This is a genomic window from Halomonas sp. 11-S5, assembly GCF_029889825.1.
In the GTDB taxonomy this organism is placed as follows: domain Bacteria; phylum Pseudomonadota; class Gammaproteobacteria; order Pseudomonadales; family Halomonadaceae; genus Halomonas.
Genome location: NZ_JARANW010000017.1, coordinates 59,040 through 76,468, shown reverse-complemented (window position 1 = coordinate 76,468; position 17,429 = coordinate 59,040). Strand labels below are relative to the sequence as shown.

The 17,429-nt window shown below is 66.5% G+C and carries 17 protein-coding genes; 9 read left to right on the top strand and 8 right to left on the bottom strand.

Annotated elements, in window-relative coordinates; all coding sequences use genetic code 11:
- From OP497_RS12335 to OP497_RS12310, 6 genes are all read right to left on the bottom strand, one after another.
- Positions 1 to 729, bottom strand: a 729-nt coding sequence (locus tag OP497_RS12335) for an electron transfer flavoprotein subunit beta/FixA family protein (protein ID WP_280548808.1), incomplete at its 3' end; no start/stop codon positions are given.
- A gap of 33 nt (positions 730 to 762) precedes the next feature.
- Complete coding sequence (locus OP497_RS12330) at positions 763 to 2,550, bottom strand: acyl-CoA dehydrogenase (RefSeq protein WP_280548807.1); 1,788 nt, start codon at positions 2,548 to 2,550, stop codon at positions 763 to 765.
- A gap of 29 nt (positions 2,551 to 2,579) precedes the next feature.
- Positions 2,580 to 3,347, bottom strand: a complete 768-nt coding sequence (locus tag OP497_RS12325) for a 3-hydroxyacyl-CoA dehydrogenase (RefSeq protein WP_280548806.1) — start codon at positions 3,345 to 3,347, stop codon at positions 2,580 to 2,582.
- Between the two features lie 26 nt (positions 3,348 to 3,373).
- Positions 3,374 to 4,144: a crotonase/enoyl-CoA hydratase family protein gene (locus OP497_RS12320; protein WP_280548805.1), complete on the bottom strand. Its 771-nt coding sequence runs from the start codon at positions 4,142 to 4,144 to the stop codon at positions 3,374 to 3,376.
- 15 nt (positions 4,145 to 4,159) lie between these two features.
- The gene (locus tag OP497_RS12315) at positions 4,160 to 6,025 is read right to left on the bottom strand and encodes a feruloyl-CoA synthase (protein ID WP_280548804.1); all 1,866 of its coding nucleotides are present in this window, start codon (positions 6,023 to 6,025) and stop codon (positions 4,160 to 4,162) included.
- 54 nt (positions 6,026 to 6,079) lie between these two features.
- Complete coding sequence (locus OP497_RS12310) at positions 6,080 to 6,526, bottom strand: thioesterase family protein (protein ID WP_280548803.1); 447 nt, start codon at positions 6,524 to 6,526, stop codon at positions 6,080 to 6,082.
- A 635-nt stretch (positions 6,527 to 7,161) separates the two neighbouring features.
- On the opposite strand from OP497_RS12310, the gene OP497_RS12305 reads away from it, so the two are divergent.
- The 4 genes from OP497_RS12305 to OP497_RS12290 all read left to right on the top strand — a co-directional run bounded on the left by OP497_RS12305 (position 7,162) and on the right by OP497_RS12290 (position 10,638).
- A complete protein-coding gene (locus tag OP497_RS12305) occupies positions 7,162 to 8,190 on the top strand; it encodes a TRAP transporter substrate-binding protein (RefSeq protein WP_280548801.1) in 1,029 nt (342 codons plus the stop codon).
- A 6-nt stretch (positions 8,191 to 8,196) separates the two neighbouring features.
- Complete coding sequence (locus OP497_RS12300) at positions 8,197 to 8,724, top strand: TRAP transporter small permease subunit (protein WP_280548799.1); 528 nt, start codon at positions 8,197 to 8,199, stop codon at positions 8,722 to 8,724.
- Position 8,725: 1 nt separating this feature from the next.
- Positions 8,726 to 10,015: a TRAP transporter large permease gene (locus OP497_RS12295; RefSeq protein ID WP_280548810.1), complete on the top strand. Its 1,290-nt coding sequence runs from the start codon at positions 8,726 to 8,728 to the stop codon at positions 10,013 to 10,015.
- A 179-nt stretch (positions 10,016 to 10,194) separates the two neighbouring features.
- Positions 10,195 to 10,638 (top strand): hypothetical protein, encoded by a 444-nt coding sequence (locus OP497_RS12290; RefSeq protein ID WP_280548797.1) that lies wholly within the window; start codon positions 10,195 to 10,197, stop codon positions 10,636 to 10,638.
- 66 nt (positions 10,639 to 10,704) lie between these two features.
- Here OP497_RS12290 and OP497_RS12285 read toward each other — a convergent pair whose 3' ends face one another.
- Positions 10,705 to 11,607, bottom strand: a complete 903-nt coding sequence (locus tag OP497_RS12285; protein ID WP_280548795.1) for a helix-turn-helix domain-containing protein — start codon at positions 11,605 to 11,607, stop codon at positions 10,705 to 10,707.
- Positions 11,608 to 11,762: 155 nt separating this feature from the next.
- Here OP497_RS12285 and pobA point away from each other — a divergent pair, with 155 nt between their 5' ends.
- The gene (gene pobA / locus OP497_RS12280; RefSeq protein ID WP_280548793.1) at positions 11,763 to 12,947 is read left to right on the top strand and encodes a 4-hydroxybenzoate 3-monooxygenase; all 1,185 of its coding nucleotides are present in this window, start codon (positions 11,763 to 11,765) and stop codon (positions 12,945 to 12,947) included.
- A gap of 2 nt (positions 12,948 to 12,949) precedes the next feature.
- On the opposite strand, the gene OP497_RS12275 is transcribed toward pobA, so the two are convergent.
- Positions 12,950 to 13,852, bottom strand: coding sequence for a LysR family transcriptional regulator (locus tag OP497_RS12275; protein ID WP_280548791.1), 903 nt, complete (start codon positions 13,850 to 13,852; stop codon positions 12,950 to 12,952).
- 105 nt (positions 13,853 to 13,957) lie between these two features.
- Between OP497_RS12275 and OP497_RS12270 the strand changes: the two genes are divergently transcribed.
- The 4 genes from OP497_RS12270 (at position 13,958) to benD (ending at position 17,418) form a co-directional block, all read left to right on the top strand.
- Positions 13,958 to 15,079 (top strand): muconate/chloromuconate family cycloisomerase, encoded by a 1,122-nt coding sequence (locus OP497_RS12270; protein ID WP_280548789.1) that lies wholly within the window; start codon positions 13,958 to 13,960, stop codon positions 15,077 to 15,079.
- A 13-nt stretch (positions 15,080 to 15,092) separates the two neighbouring features.
- Complete coding sequence (catC, locus tag OP497_RS12265; protein WP_280548787.1) at positions 15,093 to 15,383, top strand: muconolactone Delta-isomerase; 291 nt, start codon at positions 15,093 to 15,095, stop codon at positions 15,381 to 15,383.
- Between the two features lie 194 nt (positions 15,384 to 15,577).
- The gene (benC, locus tag OP497_RS12260) at positions 15,578 to 16,621 is read left to right on the top strand and encodes a benzoate 1,2-dioxygenase electron transfer component BenC (protein WP_280548785.1); all 1,044 of its coding nucleotides are present in this window, start codon (positions 15,578 to 15,580) and stop codon (positions 16,619 to 16,621) included.
- Positions 16,618 to 17,418 carry a benzoate diol dehydrogenase BenD gene (gene benD / locus OP497_RS12255; RefSeq protein WP_280548782.1) on the top strand — a complete coding sequence of 267 codons (801 nt, stop codon included), beginning with the start codon at positions 16,618 to 16,620 and terminating at the stop codon, positions 17,416 to 17,418. Before benC ends, benD begins: the two co-directional genes overlap by 4 nt.
- Positions 17,419 to 17,429 lie beyond the last annotated feature (11 nt).

Below are 17,429 nucleotides of genomic sequence, written 5' to 3'. Positions count from 1 at the left end.
CTTGAGTTTGTCGACCAGCTCGTCCACCGAGCCCACCTTGACGCCGCCCTGGCGCTCGGCCGGCGGCTCGACCTTGAGCAGCTTGACCTTCGAGGCCACCTCGATGCCGAGATCCGCCGGGCTCTTGACGTCCATCGGCTTCTTCTTGGCCTTCATGATGTCGGGCAGCTTGGCGTAGCGCGGCTCGTTAAGGCGCAGGTCGGTGGTGACGATGGCGGGCAGCGAAAGCTCGAGGGTCTGCAGGCCACCGTCGATCTCGCGGGTCACCTGCAGCTTGCCGTCCTCGACCACGACCTCGGAGGCGAAGGTGCCCTGGGGCCGGCCGGTCAGCGCGGCGAGCATCTGGCCGGTCTGGTTGTTGTCGGTGTCGATGGCCTGCTTGCCCAGTATCACCAGGCCCGGCTGCTCTTCCTCGACCACCTTGGCCAGCGCCTTGGCCGCCCCCAGCGACTCGACGCGCTCGTCGGTCTGGATGTGGATCGCCCGGTCGGCGCCCAGCGCCAGGGCGGTGCGCAACTGCTCCTGGGCGGCCTTGGGCCCCACGGTGACGGCAACGATCTCGGTGGCCACCCCGCGCTCCTTGAGGCGCACCGCCTCTTCCACGGCGATCTCGCAGAAGGGGTTCATGGCCATCTTGACGTTGGTGAGGTCGACGTCGCTGTTGTCCGGCTTGACCCGGATCTTGACGTTGTAGTCGATGACGCGTTTGACCGCGACGAGGACTTTCATGGGCGTCTCCTGTGTGGGGGAGGAGAGCCAGGCTTAGAGCCCGGCCTCGGGGAAGTGGGCCAATACCCGGCCGCCGTCACGCACGGCTCGGGCGTGGGACGCCGCCTCGGGGGCGTAGGTGGCCATGTAGAAACGGGCGAGGGCGATGACGCTGTCCAGGTAGTCGGTGTCGCCTTCGCCGGCATCGCGCTGGCGCTGTGCGGCCTGGGCGGCGCGCACCAGCTGCCAGCCGCCGACGACTGTCCCCAGCTGATAGAGCAGGGGGACCGCACCGCCGTAGAGGGCGGCGGTCTGCTCCTTGCCCTGGGCGAGCAGCCAGTCGGTGGTCGCCGCCAGCCCCTCGAGCAGTTCCTCCAGGCCGTCGGCCAGCTCCGCCAGGCGCGAGTCCTCATGGGCCGCCTGGGCACAGACGCGCATGTCGTCCAGCAGTTCGCGCAGCGTCGCACCCTTCTCGCGTAGGATCTTGCGGCCCAGCAGGTCGTTGGCCTGGATGCCGGTGGTGCCTTCGTAGATGGTGATGATGCGAGCGTCACGGAAAAGCTGGGCGACGCCGGTCTCCTCGACGAAGCCCATGCCGCCGAACACCTGGATCGCCTCGTCGCACAGCTCGTTGCCGACCTCGGTACACCAGCCCTTGGCCACTGGCATCAAGAGGTCGACGTAGCGGCGGTGCTTGTCGGCCACCTCAGCGTCCGGGTGGTGGTGGGCGATGTCGAACCAGCCGGCGGCGGTGTAGAGGAAGGTGCGCATGGCCAGTAGCCGCGCGCGCATGCCGACCAGCATGCGCTTGACGTCCGGGTGGTAAAGGATCGGCTGTCCCGCCTCGCCGCTGACGATATTGCGGCCCTGGACCCGCTCTCGGGCGTAGTCGAGCGCCGACTGGTAGGCCCGCTCGCCCAGCGCCACGCCCTGCACGCCGACCCCGAAACGGGCCTCGTTCATCATGATGAACATGGTCTTGAGGCCCTGGTGCGGCTCGCCGACCAGGTCTCCCACGGCGCCCTCGGTGTCGCCGAAGCTCAGCGTGCAGGTGGGGCTGCCGTGGATGCCCATCTTGTGCTCGATGGAGATGCAGCGCACATCGTTCTTCTCGCCGGGGTTGCCGTCCGCGTCGAGGCGGTACTTGGGCACCAGGAACAGCGACAGGCCCTTGACCCCCTCGGGGGCATCGGGCAGCCGGGCCAGCACCAGGTGCACGATGTTGGGCGTGAGCTCGTGTTCGCCGTAGGAGATGTAGATCTTCTGCCCAAAGAGGCGGTAGTCGCCTTCCGCGGTGGGCTCGGCGCGCATGCGGGTGGCGGCCAGGTCCGAGCCGGCCTGGGGCTCGGTGAGGTTCATGGTGGCCGCCCATTCGCCGCTGACGATCTTTGCAAGCCAGGTGGCCTTCTGCGCCTCGCTGGCGGCGATCAGCAGGGCCTCGGTCTGGCCGACGTTGAGCTGCGGCAGCATGGTGAAGGCCATGTTGCTGGAGAACCACATCTCCCACACCGGGGTGGAGACCAGCTTGGGCAGGCCCTGGCCCCCGAACTCCGTTGGCAGCGACAGCCCCAGCCAGCCCGCCTCGCGGAATTGGTCGTAGGTGGCCTGCCAGGCGTCGGGGACGATCACCCGCTCGCCCTCCAGGCGGCAGCCCTCCAGGTCGCCCTGGCGGTTGGTCGGGGCCATCACTCCGCTGGCGAACTTGCCGGCCTCCTCGAGGATGGCCGCCACCAGGTCGGGGGAGGCGTCCTCGCAGTCGGGCAGCGCGGCCACGTCATCGAGGCCGGCAAGCTCGCCGAGAATGAACTGCATGTCGCGCAATGGCGCCTGGTAATCGATCATGGGGCATCCTCAAACGGAGAGTGGGCGGCTTAACGCGGTGCCATGCGAATGGCGCCATCCAGGCGAATCGTCTCGCCGTTCATCATCACGTTGTCGACGATCTGGCAGGCCAGACGCGCGAACTCGTCGGGCCGTCCCAGGCGATTGGGGAAGGGGATCGACGCGGCCAGTGACTGCTGGACCTCCTCGGGCAGCGTCTCCATCAGCGGCGTCTGGAACAGCCCCGGGGCGATGGTCATCACGCGGATGCCGTGGCGGGCCAGCTCGCGGGCGATGGGCAGCGTCATGGCGACGATGCCCCCCTTGGAAGCGGCATAGCCGGCCTGGCCGATCTGGCCATCGAAGGCGGCCACCGAGGCGGTGTTGACGATCACGCCGCGCTCGTCGTCGGCCTGGGGCTCGCCCTCGGCCATGGCGGCGCTGGCCAGGCGGATCATGTTGAAGGTGCCGATCAGGTTGATCTGCACCGCCCGCGAGAAGGTCGCCAGCGGCTGGGGGCCTTGCTTGCCCAGCACCTTGGCGGGGTCGCCGATGCCGGCGCAGTTGACCAGCCCCTGCAGGCCGCCGAAGCGGGACACGGCCAGGTCCACCGCGGCCTGGGCATCGGCCTCGTCGGTGACATCGGTGCGCTGGAAGGCGGCGCGCTCACCCAACTCTGTGGCCAGGGCCTCGCCGCGCTCGGCATTGAGGTCGGCGACCACCACCCGGGCGCCGGCGCCGTGCAGTTCGCGCACCGTGGCCTCGCCCAGGCCGGAGGCGCCGCCGGTGACGATAAAGGTGTTGTCCTGGAATTTCATGGCAAATGCTCCTGGTGAGTGGCGGATCAGCGACGCGGGCCCTGGCCCTTGCGCTCCAGAAACTCGCCGATACGGGCGGCGACCTCGGGGCTGGTCTGGGTCAGGGCGGCGGTCAAGGACTCGACGAAGAGTCCGTCCTCGCTGGCCATGTCGTCGATGCGGGAGATGGCCGAGACCATCGCCCAGTTGGCCATGGGGGCGTTCTCGGCGATGCGCTCGGCGAGCTGACGGGCCTTGGCAAGGCTCTCGCCCTCGCCGACCAGGTAGTGTGACAGCCCCAGGCGCTGTCCTTCGTCGGCGTCGAGGAGGCGCCCGGTGAGCATCATCTCGCACATGCGACCGGGGCCGATGATGCGCGACACTCGCACCGAGGCGCCGCCGCCGACGAAGATGCCGTGACGGCCCTCAGGCAGCTGATAGAGCGTGTTGGGCTCGGCGACGCGCACATGGGTGGCGCTGGCCAGCTCCAGGCCACCGCCGATCACCGCGCCCTGAAGCACCGCGACCACCGGGATGCCGCCGTTCTGCAGGCGATCGAAGATGCGGTGCCAGCTGCGCGAGTGCTGCATCACGCCGAAGGGGTCGCGGTGCTGGTGCTCGGAAAGGTCCAGCCCGGCGCAGAAGTGCTTGCCCTCGGCGGCGAGGATGATCACCCGGGTGCCGTCCGGCGTGGCCACCAGCGCCTCCTCCAGGGCTGCCAGCAGCCTGTCGCTGATGGCGTTACGCTTGGCCGGCCGGGCCAGGGTGATGGTATAGATGCTGTCATCCAGCGACGTCTTGACCAGTGTCTCGCTCATGGTGTCCTCGGCATGTCATTGGGGCAGGGTGATGACGCGCGAGTCCGGCGCCTCGGCATACAGCGCCTCGACCAGCTCGGCGCGACGGTTCAGCACCATGCGCTGATTGATGTAGCCCTTGTCGGTGATCTCGCCAGCCTCCGCGGAGGGGGGCTCGCTCATCAGCAGGGCGCGTGTGGGATAGGTGGAGCTGCCGCCGCCCTTGGCCTTGAGGGCCGCGAGGCCCTCACGTACCCGCTCGATGATTTCCGGGCGCTCCACCAGGATCTCCAGCGGCGTGTCCGCCGGCAGGTCCGGGCACAGTCGGCGGCACTCCTCGGGGTGGGGGAAGATCAGAAAGCCGATCTCGTCGCGGTCATGGCCGGTCACCACGATATCCTGACCGACCGGGGCGATGGCCTCGAGGCCGGCCATGCGCAGGCTGCCCACATGGACCCAGGTGCCGGTGAGCAGCTTGAAGTCCTCGCCGACCCGGCCGTCGAACAGCAGCCCCAGCTCGGGGCGCTCGGGATCCACGAACTCCACGGCGTCGCCGATCATGTAGTAGCCCTCGTCATCGAAGGCCTTGGCCGACAGCTCGGGCTGTTTCCAGTAGCCGGCGAAGATGTTGGGCCCCTTGACGCGGACCTCCAGCTTGTCGGCGCAGGGAACCAGCTTGAGCGTGGTGCCCGGGATCGGCACGCCGATCACCCCTGAGCGGGTGGCGTTGAAATGGCAGTCGGTACAGATGGGGGCCGTCTCGGTGGAACCCCAGGATGAGACGACCATGATGTCCTGGCCGGTGGTGGCGCGGGCCATTTCCTCCAGCGCCGTCCACAGATGGTGGGGCAGGGCGGCGGCGGCATAGAACACCAGCTTGAGACGGCTGAAGAACCCCTCGCGCAGGGTGTCGTCCTCGCGCAGCAGCGGCACCAGCATGTCGTAGGCCCGTGGCACGCTGAAATAGAGGGTCGGTGAGACCTCCTTGAGGTTGCGCGCGGTCTTCTCGATCAACGCGGGGGTCGGCTTACCGTCATCCAGGTAGAGGGCCCCTCCCCAGCGCAGGATCAGGTTGAAATTGTGATTGCCGCCGAAGGTATGGCTCCAGGGCAGCCAGTCGAGCAGCACCGGCGGCTCCTTGGCGAGCATCGGCCAGACCTGCTCCTTGGCCTTCTGGTTGGAGCACAGCATGCGCTGGGTATTGGGCACCGCCTTGGGCATGCCCACCGAGCCCGAGGTGAACAGGAATTTGGCGATGGTGTCCGGGGTGATCGCATCGAAGGCCGCCATCACCGCCGCTTCGTCGCTCTTGGCCTCGATGTCGGCGAACGCCACGCTGCCTGCCAGGGGCTCGCTGCTCTGGCCGCCGGCCACCAGGGTGGCGTCATGCAGGTCGGCGATGGCCTCCAGCGCCGGGCGGAATTTCTCGATGGGGTCGGCGTAGATCACGCCCGGACGCAGCAGCTCGATATTTCCCTTTAGCTTTGCAAAGTCCTTGGATATCAGTGAGTTGCCAGGAGAGGCGGAGCAGGCGGGCACGCCGATATGCATGGCGGCAAGCATCAGCAGCGCATGCTCGAGGGAGTTGTCCGACAGGATCACCACCGGACGCTCGGTCGACAGCTCCTGGGTCAGCAGCCAGCTGGCGATGGCGAGCACCCGGCGACGGGCCTCGCCGTAGGTCAGGCGTTGCCACTGGTCGTCGGCACCTCGCTGGGCGAGCCAGGTACGCTCGGGAGCTTCCCGGGCCCAGTGCTCGAGCCACTCGCCGACGCAGCGGGCATAGTGGTCCTCCAGCGGGATGGCGGACTGCAGCAGGATGCTGCCATCGTCCCGCTTGTCCATGAGGACACGCGGCTCGGCGAACATCGGGGTTTCGACGGGGGCGGTTGAAGCGTTCATGGCGACTCCTGTGATGGCCTTGTTGTTGGCGTCTTGGTCGTCTGGGGCAGGGTCTTACTCGGCGCAGCGCCGCTGGTAGTTGTCGATCCGGTGGCGCAGTTCATCCGGAATCGGGATCTTGGTGAAGGACGCCAGCTCGTTGAAGCAGCAAGTGAAGTGCCCCGTGAAGGTGCGCCGGTCATCGTGCTCCCGGACCCCTGACAGGAGGAGGCTCAGGGAGCTGTTGCCCTGGCGCTCGACATCCACTCGTACCAGCAGCACGTCGCGCGGGGTCAGCGGGGCGTGGAAATCCACTTCGGCATGCACGAAGGGGGAGCCGAGGCCGCAGTCGTGCATCATGGCAAACCAGTCGAGTTCCAGGGTGTCGAGGAACCAACTCTCGATGGCTTCCATGCAGATGTCGAAATAGTGGGCCGTGAACACGATGCCGGCGGCATCGGTGTCACCCCAGCGGATGGGGCGCCGATAGTAGAAAGGGCGCTGCACCGGTCTGGCTGGCATAGGTCGGGCTCCGGTGTGGCGAGGCATGGCCTTGCCGAATTATTGTCGTGTCGTCGAGTCGACGGCGGGTGGTGTCCGGTGCGGCGGATACCAGCGTGCCGACAGGAATGCACTATAGTGCATTATTGGTGAGTGGCAAGCACCACGGGGATACGCCTTTAGTAGAATATTCCCAATAAAGGTAAGGAAGTCATTTGGTTGTGTCCGCGTGGCGAGCCAGGCCAGTACGGCGAGGGTGATGCATTATCGTGCATTTCAGGGTGTGGGATGTGCGCGGAATCGTCCTTGAATGCCCTGACGCGTCACGAGCACTTTAGGGGGCGGATCACTCGCCCAGTGATGCCGCCACACCGGTCGGCACCAGAAGAAGAGGCCGATGTGGCCAACCGGGAGAGTGGGCGTGCTGCAGTTCCCGGGGCAGGGGAGTAGAGGTTTCAACGCGAAGACCCCTCACTGGCGGGGTAGGCTGAGGCGTCACGGTCCGAGCGGGGGTTCAGACGGGGCTGGCATCTGGTTAAGACCAAAGTCGCTTTTCGCCATAGAGAAGGGTGGTTTACCTTCGAGTCAGTGAAACGAACTGATGTTCACTCTGCGAACGGACGCGCGAACACGATAACGATACCCGGAGGATGACCATGAAGACCCAGTTCACCGCCTGCCTGCTGGCCGCGTCCATCGCCGGCCTGGCGGCCACCTCCGCCCAGGCGGCCACCACCCTGCGCATGGCGCACTTCTGGCCGGGCGCCTCGGGCATCAACCAGGAGATATTCAAGGCATGGGCGGCCACCATCGAGGAGGAGTCCGGCGGTGAGCTCAGGGTCGAGATGTTCCCTTCCGGGACCCTGGCCAAGCCCGACTCCCTCTACGAGGCGGCGGCCAACGGCATCGCCGACATCAGTGCCACCGCCCAGGGCTATACCGCCGGGCGCTTCCCGCTGTCGCAGGTCGTCGAGTTGCCGGGAGTGGCGACCACCGCGACCCAGGGCGCCTGCGTGCTGCAGACCCTCTATGACGAGGGCCGCCTGGACGAGGAGTACGCCGATACCAAGCCGCTGTTCATGTTTACCACCGGGCCGGGTGGCATCCACACCATCGATACCGACGTCCAGGTGCCATCCGACCTCGAGGGATTGCGCATCCGTCGCCCCACCGCGGTGGCGGGTGAAATGCTCGAGAACATGGGGGCGAGCCCCGTGGGCATGCCGGCGCCGGACATCTACACCGCCATGCAGCGTGGCGTCATCGATGGCCTGAGCTTTCCCTGGGAGGGGCTGAAGGGGTTCCGGATCAACGAGCTGGTCAGCTACCACACTGAGGTGCCGTTCTACACCCTGATCTTCGTGGCCACCATGAACCAGCGCGCCTACGACAACCTGAGCCCCGAGCAGCAGGCGGTGATCGACGCCAACTCCGGCATGCGGTGGGCCGAGAACGCCGGCGTCGTCTTCGATCGCCTCGATGTGGAAGGCAAGCAGGAGGCCAAGGACGCCGGCCACACCATCCGCGAGATCGACAACCCCCTCGAGCATCCGGACTGGCAGAAGCCGCTCCAGGACGGCATCGAGAGCTACCTGACACGGCTCGAGGAGCGCGGTCTGCCGGGGCGTGAGGTCTACGAGGCGGCGCTCGCCGCCAGCGAGTCCTGCGCCACCGGCCAGGAGTAAGGGGGGATGCAGTCCACCCTGGAACGGGCCAGTCAGTGGCTGGCCCTGTTGTGCAAGCTCGTCGCCGGCATCGCCCTGGTGGGGCTGCTGGCGGTGACCATCGCCGACGTCAGCACCCGCTACCTGTCGCGGCTCACCGAGGGGGGCATCGCCCTGCGCGTCTCCGGCAGCGTGGAATTGGTCAGCTACCTGATGCTGTTCTCCCTGCTGGCGGCCATGGCGGCCAACGTGGAGAGGAGCCAGGTGGTGGTGGAGGCCTTCTCCCATGGCCTGTCTCCCACCCTCAAGAACCGCCTGCATGGCGTCTACCTGCTGGGGTTCACGGCACTCGGCCTGATTCTCTTCCTCGGCCTGGTGGATTCCGCCGCCTCGGCGGCCCGGCATGGCGAGGTGACCCAGGACCTGCGGCTACCCATGGGGCCCATCTACTACGCGGCCGCCGTGCTCAGCCTGCTGCTGGGGCTGCGCAGCCTGGTCCATGCCGTACTGAGTGCCGTCTTCGGCGCCGAGGGGGAGGTCTCCAGTGGGGATTGATCTGTCGAGTGAGATGATCGGGGCCATCGGGCTGGCCCTGCTGCTGGTGCTGATGGTGCTGCGGGTGCCGGTGGCGCTGACCATGCTGATCGTCGGCGTGGTGGGCTTTGCCCAGGTGATCAGCTGGAGTGCGGCCATCGCCCAGCTCAAGACCGTGCCGGTGGAGGTGCTCTCCAACTACAGCTTCAGCGCCGTGCCGATGTTCATCCTGATGGGCGTGCTGGCGGCGCATTCCGGCATGGCCGGCAAGTTATTTCAGTCGGCGCGTACCATCTGCGGCGGCTGGAAAGGGGGGCTCGCCATCGCCGCGGTGGGCTCCTGCGGGATCTTCTCGGCGATCTCTGGCTCGTCGCTGGCCACTGCCAGCACCATGACACGGGTCGCGCTGCCGGAGATGGAGCGCTACGGGTATAACCGCGGCCTGGCCACCGGCGCGCTGGCGGCCGGCGGCACCCTGGGCATCATGATTCCGCCCAGTATCGCGCTGCTGATCTACGCTATCCTCACCGAGCAGTCGGTGGGCGACATGTTCATGGCCGGCCTGGTGCCGGGGCTGATGGGGCTTTTGATGTACGCGCTCACCGTCACCGTGGTGATGCGCCTCAAGCCCTCGCTGGCGGTGGCCGGCGAGCCGACCTCATGGCTGCAGAAGCTGGCCTCGCTCGGCGGGCTGGTGCCGTTCTTCGCGGTCTTCCTGGTGATGATCCTGGGGATCTACTTCGGCGCCTTCACGCCTACCGAGGGGGCCAGCGTGGGTGCCTTCGCCACCCTGCTCTATGCCCTGGTCAAGGGCATGCGTGGCCGCGAATTGTGGCGCAGCGTGCAGGAGACCCTGGCGCTCTCCGCGGTGGTGTTCTTCATGCTGGTGGGGGCCGAGACCCTGGGTTACTTCATCTCGGTGTCGCGGATATCTTTCTCGATCACCGACGTCCTCTACGGCATGGACCTGGCGCCGATCGTGGTGGTGCTGTGCATCCTGCTGCTCTATTTCGTGCTGGGGATGTTCATGGACGCGATCGCCATGCTGGTGATCACGGTGCCGGTGGTGTTCCCGATTATCCAGTCGTTGGGCATCGACCCGGTGTGGTTCGGCATCATCACCGTGCTGACCGTGGAGCTGGGGCTGATCACCCCGCCGGTGGGCATGAACGTCTTCGTGATCAAGGCCATGGCCCCCCACGTGGGGCTGGGCGAGATCTTCAAGGGCGTGGCGCCGTTCATCGTCTCGGACTTCCTGCGCCTGGCGCTGCTGATTGCCTTCCCGGTGCTCTCCACGCTGTTCCTGCTCTGAGCCACGAAGGCCGGCGACAACGCCCCCGGCGCAATGCCGGGGGCGCTTTGCTATAACCCTTGAGTTATGAGCGCTCGCCAAATCCTCAATTGGCAGCCAGCCACGGCAGGACCATCCTTCGGGTAGTGAAACCCGCATGGCGTCCGGCCATGCCGGCACGACCACCTCGGAGGTGTGACATGAACGACAAGCAGACCTTACGCCAGGGCTGGCTGGCACGACTCGAGGAGCGCCTCTTCGCGGCCAGCATGCCTCGGGTGGTGCAGGGTATCCGTCATGAGGCGTCCGTCGACTATCGGGAGATGGTGCGTGACCTCGATACCCCGATGGCGCCCGCCTTCGAGCGCGAGGTGGCGCGGACCCTCAACCGCGGCGGGGAGCTCGACCTGATTCCCGCCGAGACCCTGATGCCCGAGATGATGCAGCGCTTCGATCTCGACCGAGACGACTTCGGCCCCGAGGAGGCGGTGCACTTCGGCGAGCTGCAGACGGTCTGTAATCGCTGTCCCGTGGTCGGCCGCTGCTGGAAAGCAATGCGCGGCGGTGAGCGCTGGGAGACGTGCCGTGGCTTCTGCCCCAACGCCGAGGCCTTCGAACACAAGTCTCTGGAAGCGGCTGGTTGAGTAAACCCTGCTGAGTGAACAGCGCCCCCGGAAGCCCAGGCATCCGGGGGCGCTGTTGTATCGGCACTAAGCCTCCGTCTGGCGCCGGCGGAAGTCCCGGGGCGAGAGGCCGGTGAGTCGCTTGAAGAAGCGGGTGAAGTAAGCGGGTTCCGAGAAGCCCAGGCTGTCGGCGACCTGGCTGATGGTCATGTTGGTGTAGGTGAGCTGGCGCTTGGCCTCCAGCAGCAGGCGCTCATGGAGCAGTTGCAGGGCACTGCGTCCGGCCAGGCGTCGGCACAGCATGTTGAGATGGGCGCTGGTCATGCCCAGTTGGCCGGCGAACTGCTCGATGCCGGGCTGCTGGCGGAACTGTCCCTCGATCAGCGCCAGGTAGTTCTGCAGGTGCGCCCGGGCGCGGTCCCGGCGGCGGGGTTGCGGTCGGCTGCCGGGCTGCGGCTCGCGGTCGGCGAGACGGGCGAGCTCCACGGTCAGGGCCTGGATCAGGGCCTCCAGCAGGTGGTTGCGGCCGGTCTCCGGGTGCCGGTATTCGTTATCGATCTGCGCCACCAGGGTGGCGAGGCGGGCCGCCTCCCGCGCCTCGCCCAGGGGATGGGCCGCGGCGCGGGTCAGGGTGGCGGCCTGCTGCGCCAGTCGGTCATCGAGCTGTTCGACCAGCGGCCGGGCCAGGGTGATGATATGGCCGCGGATATCCGGTGAGAAGCGAAAGCCATGTATGCTCATGGCCGGGACCACGATCACCAGTGGCCCTTGCAGCTGTTGCGTGCTGCCCTCCAGCTCGAGCGCCACGTCCCCCGCCGAGACATGCAGCAGGTGCACCAGGTCGGCGTGGCGATGCGGGCGGATGCGCCAGTCGTGCAGGCGGCTGCGGTCGGGAATCGACTCGCAGTGCAGCAGGTCGGGCGTCGGCCAGTGTCGGGTCTCGCCATAGAGCGTGAAGACGGGAACATCCGTGGCAGGTGACGGGGCCATCTTGCCTCCGGTTGTGCAATCTAGACGAACGTCGATGCCATATCTTGGAAATATCCAAGGAATGCTGCCAATCTTGCCTTACTTGGCGTCGTGTTTCAGTGAAAAATGCAAGTCATCGATTGATTGATGAAACACAACAACGCAGAGGTATCCCCATGAAGACACAGGTCGCGATCATCGGCGCCGGCCCCTCGGGCCTGCTGCTCGGTCAACTGCTCAGCCGCCAGGGCATCGACAATGTCATCCTCGAGCGCAAGTCCGGCGAGTACGTGCTGAGCCGCATCCGTGCCGGCGTGCTGGAGCAGGGCATGGTCGATCTGCTGCGCGAGGCGGGTGTCGACAAGCGCATGGACGAGGAGGGCGAAGTCCACGACGGCGTCGAGTTATCCCTGGACAATCGCCGCGTGCGCGTCGACCTGGCCGGACTGACCGGTGGCAAGACGGTGATGGTCTACGGTCAGACCGAGGTCACCCGGGACTTGATGGAGGCCCGCGAGGCCGTCGGCGGCACCACCCTCTACGAGGTGGACGATGCCCAGCCCCATGACCTCGAGACCGACCATCCTTATGTCACCTTCGCGAAAGACGGCGAGACGCACCGCCTGGACTGCGACTACGTGGCCGGCTGCGACGGCTACCATGGCGTGTCGCGCCAGTCGATCCCCGAGGGGCGCATCAAGGCGTTCGAGAAGGTCTATCCCTTCGGCTGGCTGGGCCTGCTCTCCGATACCCCGCCGGTCGCCGAGGAGCTGATCTATGCCCGCCACGAGCGTGGCTTCGCCCTGTGCAGCATGCGTTCGTCGACCCGCAGCCGCTACTACATTCAGGTGGGGCTGGACGAGAAGGTCGAGGACTGGTCCGACGAACGCTTCTGGGAGGAGCTCAAGCGGCGTATCCCCGACGACGTGGCCGAGAAACTGGTGACCGGTCCTTCCATCGAGAAGAGCATCGCGCCGCTACGCAGCTTCGTGGTCGAGCCCATGCAGTTCGGCCGGCTCTTCCTGGTCGGCGATGCCGCCCATATCGTGCCGCCCACCGGCGCCAAAGGCCTCAACCTGGCGGCCAGCGACGTCAACACCCTCTACCGGCTGATGATGAGCGTCTACCAGGAGGGGCGTACCGATCTGATCCCCCACTACTCCGAGACCTGCCTCAAGCGCATCTGGAAGGCCGAGCGCTTCTCCTGGTGGATGACCTCCATGCTGCACAAGTTCTCCGAGGAGGAGGACTTCAATACCCGCATGCAGCAGGCCGAGCTGGACTACGTGACCAGCTCCGAGGCGGGGCTGACCACCATCGCCGAGAACTACGTGGGCCTGGCCTACGAGTCCCTCGAATAGCCTCAGGGATAGCGCCCGCTGCGGCGGTTCTCCACCAGCACCTCGAGGAGGGCGTTGGCCTCCTGCATCACGGGGGAGGGGGGCTCCCCGCGGCGGCGGCTGCAGATGACGGGCGTGGTGATGCTCTTGTCGGCGAGGTAGACGTAGACGATGCCGTCACGCTGCACGCGCTTGACCTGCTCGGGCACCAGGCTGATACCCATCTCGGAGTGCACCAGGCCAAGGGCCGTCTGCAACTCGTTGGCTTCCTGGGCCACCTCCACCTTCAGCCCCTGGCGGCGGAAGAGCCCGAGCACCATGTCGGCCATGCTGGGGCGTGGTTTGGCGGGAAACAGGATCAGCGGGTAGTGGGACAGCTGCTCGAGGGTCGGGGTGGTGCCTTCCAGCGGATGGCCCGTCGGCAGGGCGGCCATCAGAGCTTCGTCGAAAAGCACCGCCTGCTCCACGTCCGGGTCGTCTATCCTGAGACGACCGAAGCCCATATCGATGCGACCCGCCTTGAGAGCCTGGATCTGCTGCACCGTGGTCAGCTCCGCCAGGCTCAGCTCGACATTATCCTTTTGTCGTAAGTCGCGGACCAACAGCGGCAGTTGGCCATAGAACACCGACGGCACGAAGCCGATGCCGAACATCACGCGCTTGCTGCGGGCCATGCGTCGTGTGGCCTCCAGGGTGGCGTCCACCTTCTCCAGTATCTGGATGGCGTGCTGCCGGAAGAACTGCCCGGTGGGGGTCAGGCGCAGACCACGGGATCCCCGCTCGAACAGCTCGGTCCCGACTTCCTTCTCCAACTGCTTGATCTGCCTGGACAAAGGCGGCTGTGACATGTGCAGACGCTCGGCGGCGCAGGTCAGGTTCAGCTCCTCGGCAACCACGCAGAAGTACCTGAGATGGCGCAGTTCCATGATACCTCCTGGGTATGGCAGGGCACCCAAACAATATTGGTTCGGTCTCCACGCTGCAATCAAACTGCCATGCAATCACCAGATCCCCGGACTTCGGAGCCTCCCATGTCATCCGTGATCGAAAGCATCGAGACGCTGCTGGTCGACTTGCCGACCATCCGCCCGCACAAGCTCTCCATGACCACCATGGCCTGCCAGACCATGGTCATCGTGCGGATGCGCCACAGCGATGGCATCGAGGGCCTCGGCGAGGGCACCACCATCGGCGGGCTGGCCTATGGCCCCGAGAGTCCCGAAAGCATCAAGACCAACATCGACACCTACCTGGCGCCGCTGCTGGTCGGCCAGCCCTCGGGCAACGTCCATGCATTGCGTGTCCGGCTGAATCGTCATGCCCGCGGCAACGCCATCGCCAAGTCGGCGCTGGAGATCGCGCTGCTCGACGCCCAGGGCAAGCGCCTGGGCCTCTCCGTGGCCGATCTGCTGGGCGGCGCCCGCCAGACGCACCTGCCGGTGCTCTGGACCCTGGCCAGTGGCGATACCCGAAAGGACATCGACGAGGCCCTGCTGCGCCTCGAGCAGCGTCGCCACTGCGACTTCAAGCTGAAGATCGGCGCCAACCCGGTGGACCAGGACGTGCGCCACGTGGCCGCCATCAAGGAGGCCCTGGGTGACCGGGCAAGCGTGCGGGTCGACGTCAACCAGGCCTGGGACGAGTCCACCGCGGTGCGCGGCATCCAGGCGCTGCAGGACGCCGGCATCGAGCTGGTCGAACAGGCCATTCCCGCCCGCGAGCATGCCGGCCTGATTCGCCTGGCGAACCGCTTCAACGTGCCGATGCTGGCCGACGAGGCGGTGCAGGATGCCCGCGACGCTATCGACCTGGTGTCGGGCGGTTTCAGCGGGGCCTTCGCCCTGAAGATCGCCAAGTCCGGCGGCATCCAGGGGGTGCTGGAGCTGGCCCATGTGGCCCAGGCCGCCGGCATCGGCCTCTACGGCGGCACCCTGCTCGAGGGCTCCATCGGCACCGCCGCGTCCCTGCACGCCTGGGCAACGCTTCCCGAGATGGCCTGGGGCACCGAGATGTTCGGCCCGCTGCTGCTCGAGGACGACATCGTCGCCGAGCCGCTCAGCTACCACGAGTTCGGTGTCGACCTCCCCCAGGGGGCGGGGCTCGGCATCACCCTGGACGAAGACAAGCTTGCGCACTATTCGCGCAAGAACTGAGAAGGAGATCGATATGCTGTTTCAGGTGGAAATGACCGTCAAGCTGCCGCCGTCCATGCCGGCCGAGCAGGCCGCCGAGATCAAGGCGACCGAGAAGGCCTACTCCCAGGAGCTGCAGCGCGCCGGCAAGTGGCGCCACCTGTGGCGCGTGGCCGGCAGCTACTCGAACGTCAGCATCTTCGACGTCGAGGACAACGCCGAGCTGCAGGAGCTGGTCAGCAACTTGCCGCTCTTCCCCTACATGGAGATCAGCGTCAAGCCGCTGTGTCGCCACCCGTCCTCCATCCACGAGGACGACGCCTGAGTCACGGATGAAAGCAGGACCGACACAGCCAACTGGCCGGCACCGCCAAGGTTTGAGCGTGCCGTCGCCCTTACACCCGGACGTGTCGGGGAAACGCTGCTGATCACCGATACAACGTGGTGCTGAACAACGATTACATCCACCAGATCATCGACGTCTATCACGTTTGAACCGGTGCAGGAGGAGATTCGACCATGAGCTATACCATTGCACTCAACTTCGAGGACGGCGTTAGTCGTTTCATCGGCTGCAAGGAAGGGGAGACGGTCCTCGATGCCGCCTATCGGCAGAAGGTCAACCTGCCGATGGACTGTTCCGACGGTGTCTGCGGTACCTGCAAGGGGCACTGTGAACAGGGCCAGTTCGACATGGGCGACGAGTACCTGGAGGACGCCCTCTCCGACGAGGAGGCCGCCGAGGGCCAGGTACTGACCTGCCAGATGGTGCCGTCGTCGGACTGCGTCATCCAGATCCCGGTGGCTTCCACCCTGTGCAAGACCCAGGTTGGCAAGCTCGAGGGCACCCTGGCCGTGGTCGAGCAACTCTCCGAGGACAGCATCGAGCTGGGCGTGGACCTGGACGATGAGGCCGCGCTGGCCTTCCTGCCGGGGCAGTACATCCACATCGATGTGCCGGGCAGCGAGCAGCACCGCTCCTACTCCTTCAGCTCGAAGCCCGGGGAGCAGCGCGCCACCTTCTTGATCCGCAATATCCCCAATGGGGTGATGAGCGGCTATCTGACCGAGCGCGCCAAGGTCGGTGACCGGCTGGCCCTGACCGGGCCGATGGGCAGCTTCTACCTGCGCGAGATCAGCCGTCCGGTGCTGATGCTGGCCGGTGGCACGGGCCTCGCCCCCTTCCTTTCCATGCTCGAATTGCTGGTCCAGAAGCGGGCGGAAGGGACGACATCCGAGCAGCCGATCCACCTGATCTACGGCGTCAACAAGGACGACCACCTGGTCAAGGTCGACGCCCTGGAGCATTTCGCCGCGGAGCTGCCGACCTTCAGCTACTCCACCGTGGTGGTGGACGAGGCTAGCGAGCATCCGCGCAAGGGTTACGTGACGCACCATATGGACGCCGAGGTGATGCACGACGGCGACATCGACGTCTACCTGTGCGGGCCGCCTCCGATGGTCGATGCCGTGCTCAAGTACTTCGACAAGGAAGGCATCGTGCCGCAGAGCTTCCACTACGAGAAGTTCACCCCCAACCAGGCACCGGGAGAGGCGTCATGAGTCTACAACGCTTCGACGGCTCACGTTTCCAGGGGCGGGTGATGGTGATCACCGGCGCGGCCCAAGGCATCGGGCAGCGCCTCGCCGAGCGGGCCGCCGCCGAGGGCGCCCGCCTGGCCCTGGTGGATCGTGCCGACCTCGTCCATGAGGTGGTGGCGGGGCTTGCCGAGCAGGGTGTGGACGCCATCGCCCTGCAGGCCGACCTCGAGACCTGGGAGGGGGCCGAGGAGGTGATGGCTCGTACGGTGGAGCACTTCGGTCGGATCGACATCCTGATCAACAACGTGGGCGGCGCCATCAACTTCAAGCCGTTCACCGAGTTCACCGCTACCGAGATCGCCGCCGAGGTCAACCGCTCGCTGATGCCGACGCTGTGGTGCTGCCGGGCGGTGCTGCCGACCCTGGTGGCGCAGGGCGGTGGCGTGATCGTCAACGTCTCCTCGGTGGCGACCCGGGGCATCCACCGGATCCCCTACTCGGCGGCCAAGGGTGGCATCAATGCACTGACCGAGTCCCTGGCCTTCGAAGTCGCCGAGCACGGCATCCGCGTGGCGGCCGCCGGCATCGGCGGGACCGAGGCGCCGCCGCGCAAGATCTCCCGCGGCACCCCGGAGCCCCGCAACGAGACGGAGCGAGCCTGGTTCCAGGCGCATATTGACCAGACCAAGCAGAGCTGCCTGATGAAGCGCTACGGCACCCTGGACGAGATGGCCGCACCGATCCTGTTCCTGGCCTCCGACGAGGCGAGCTACATCACCGGCAGCGTGCTGCCGGTGGGCGGCGGCGACCAGGGCTGACGCCTTCCTGG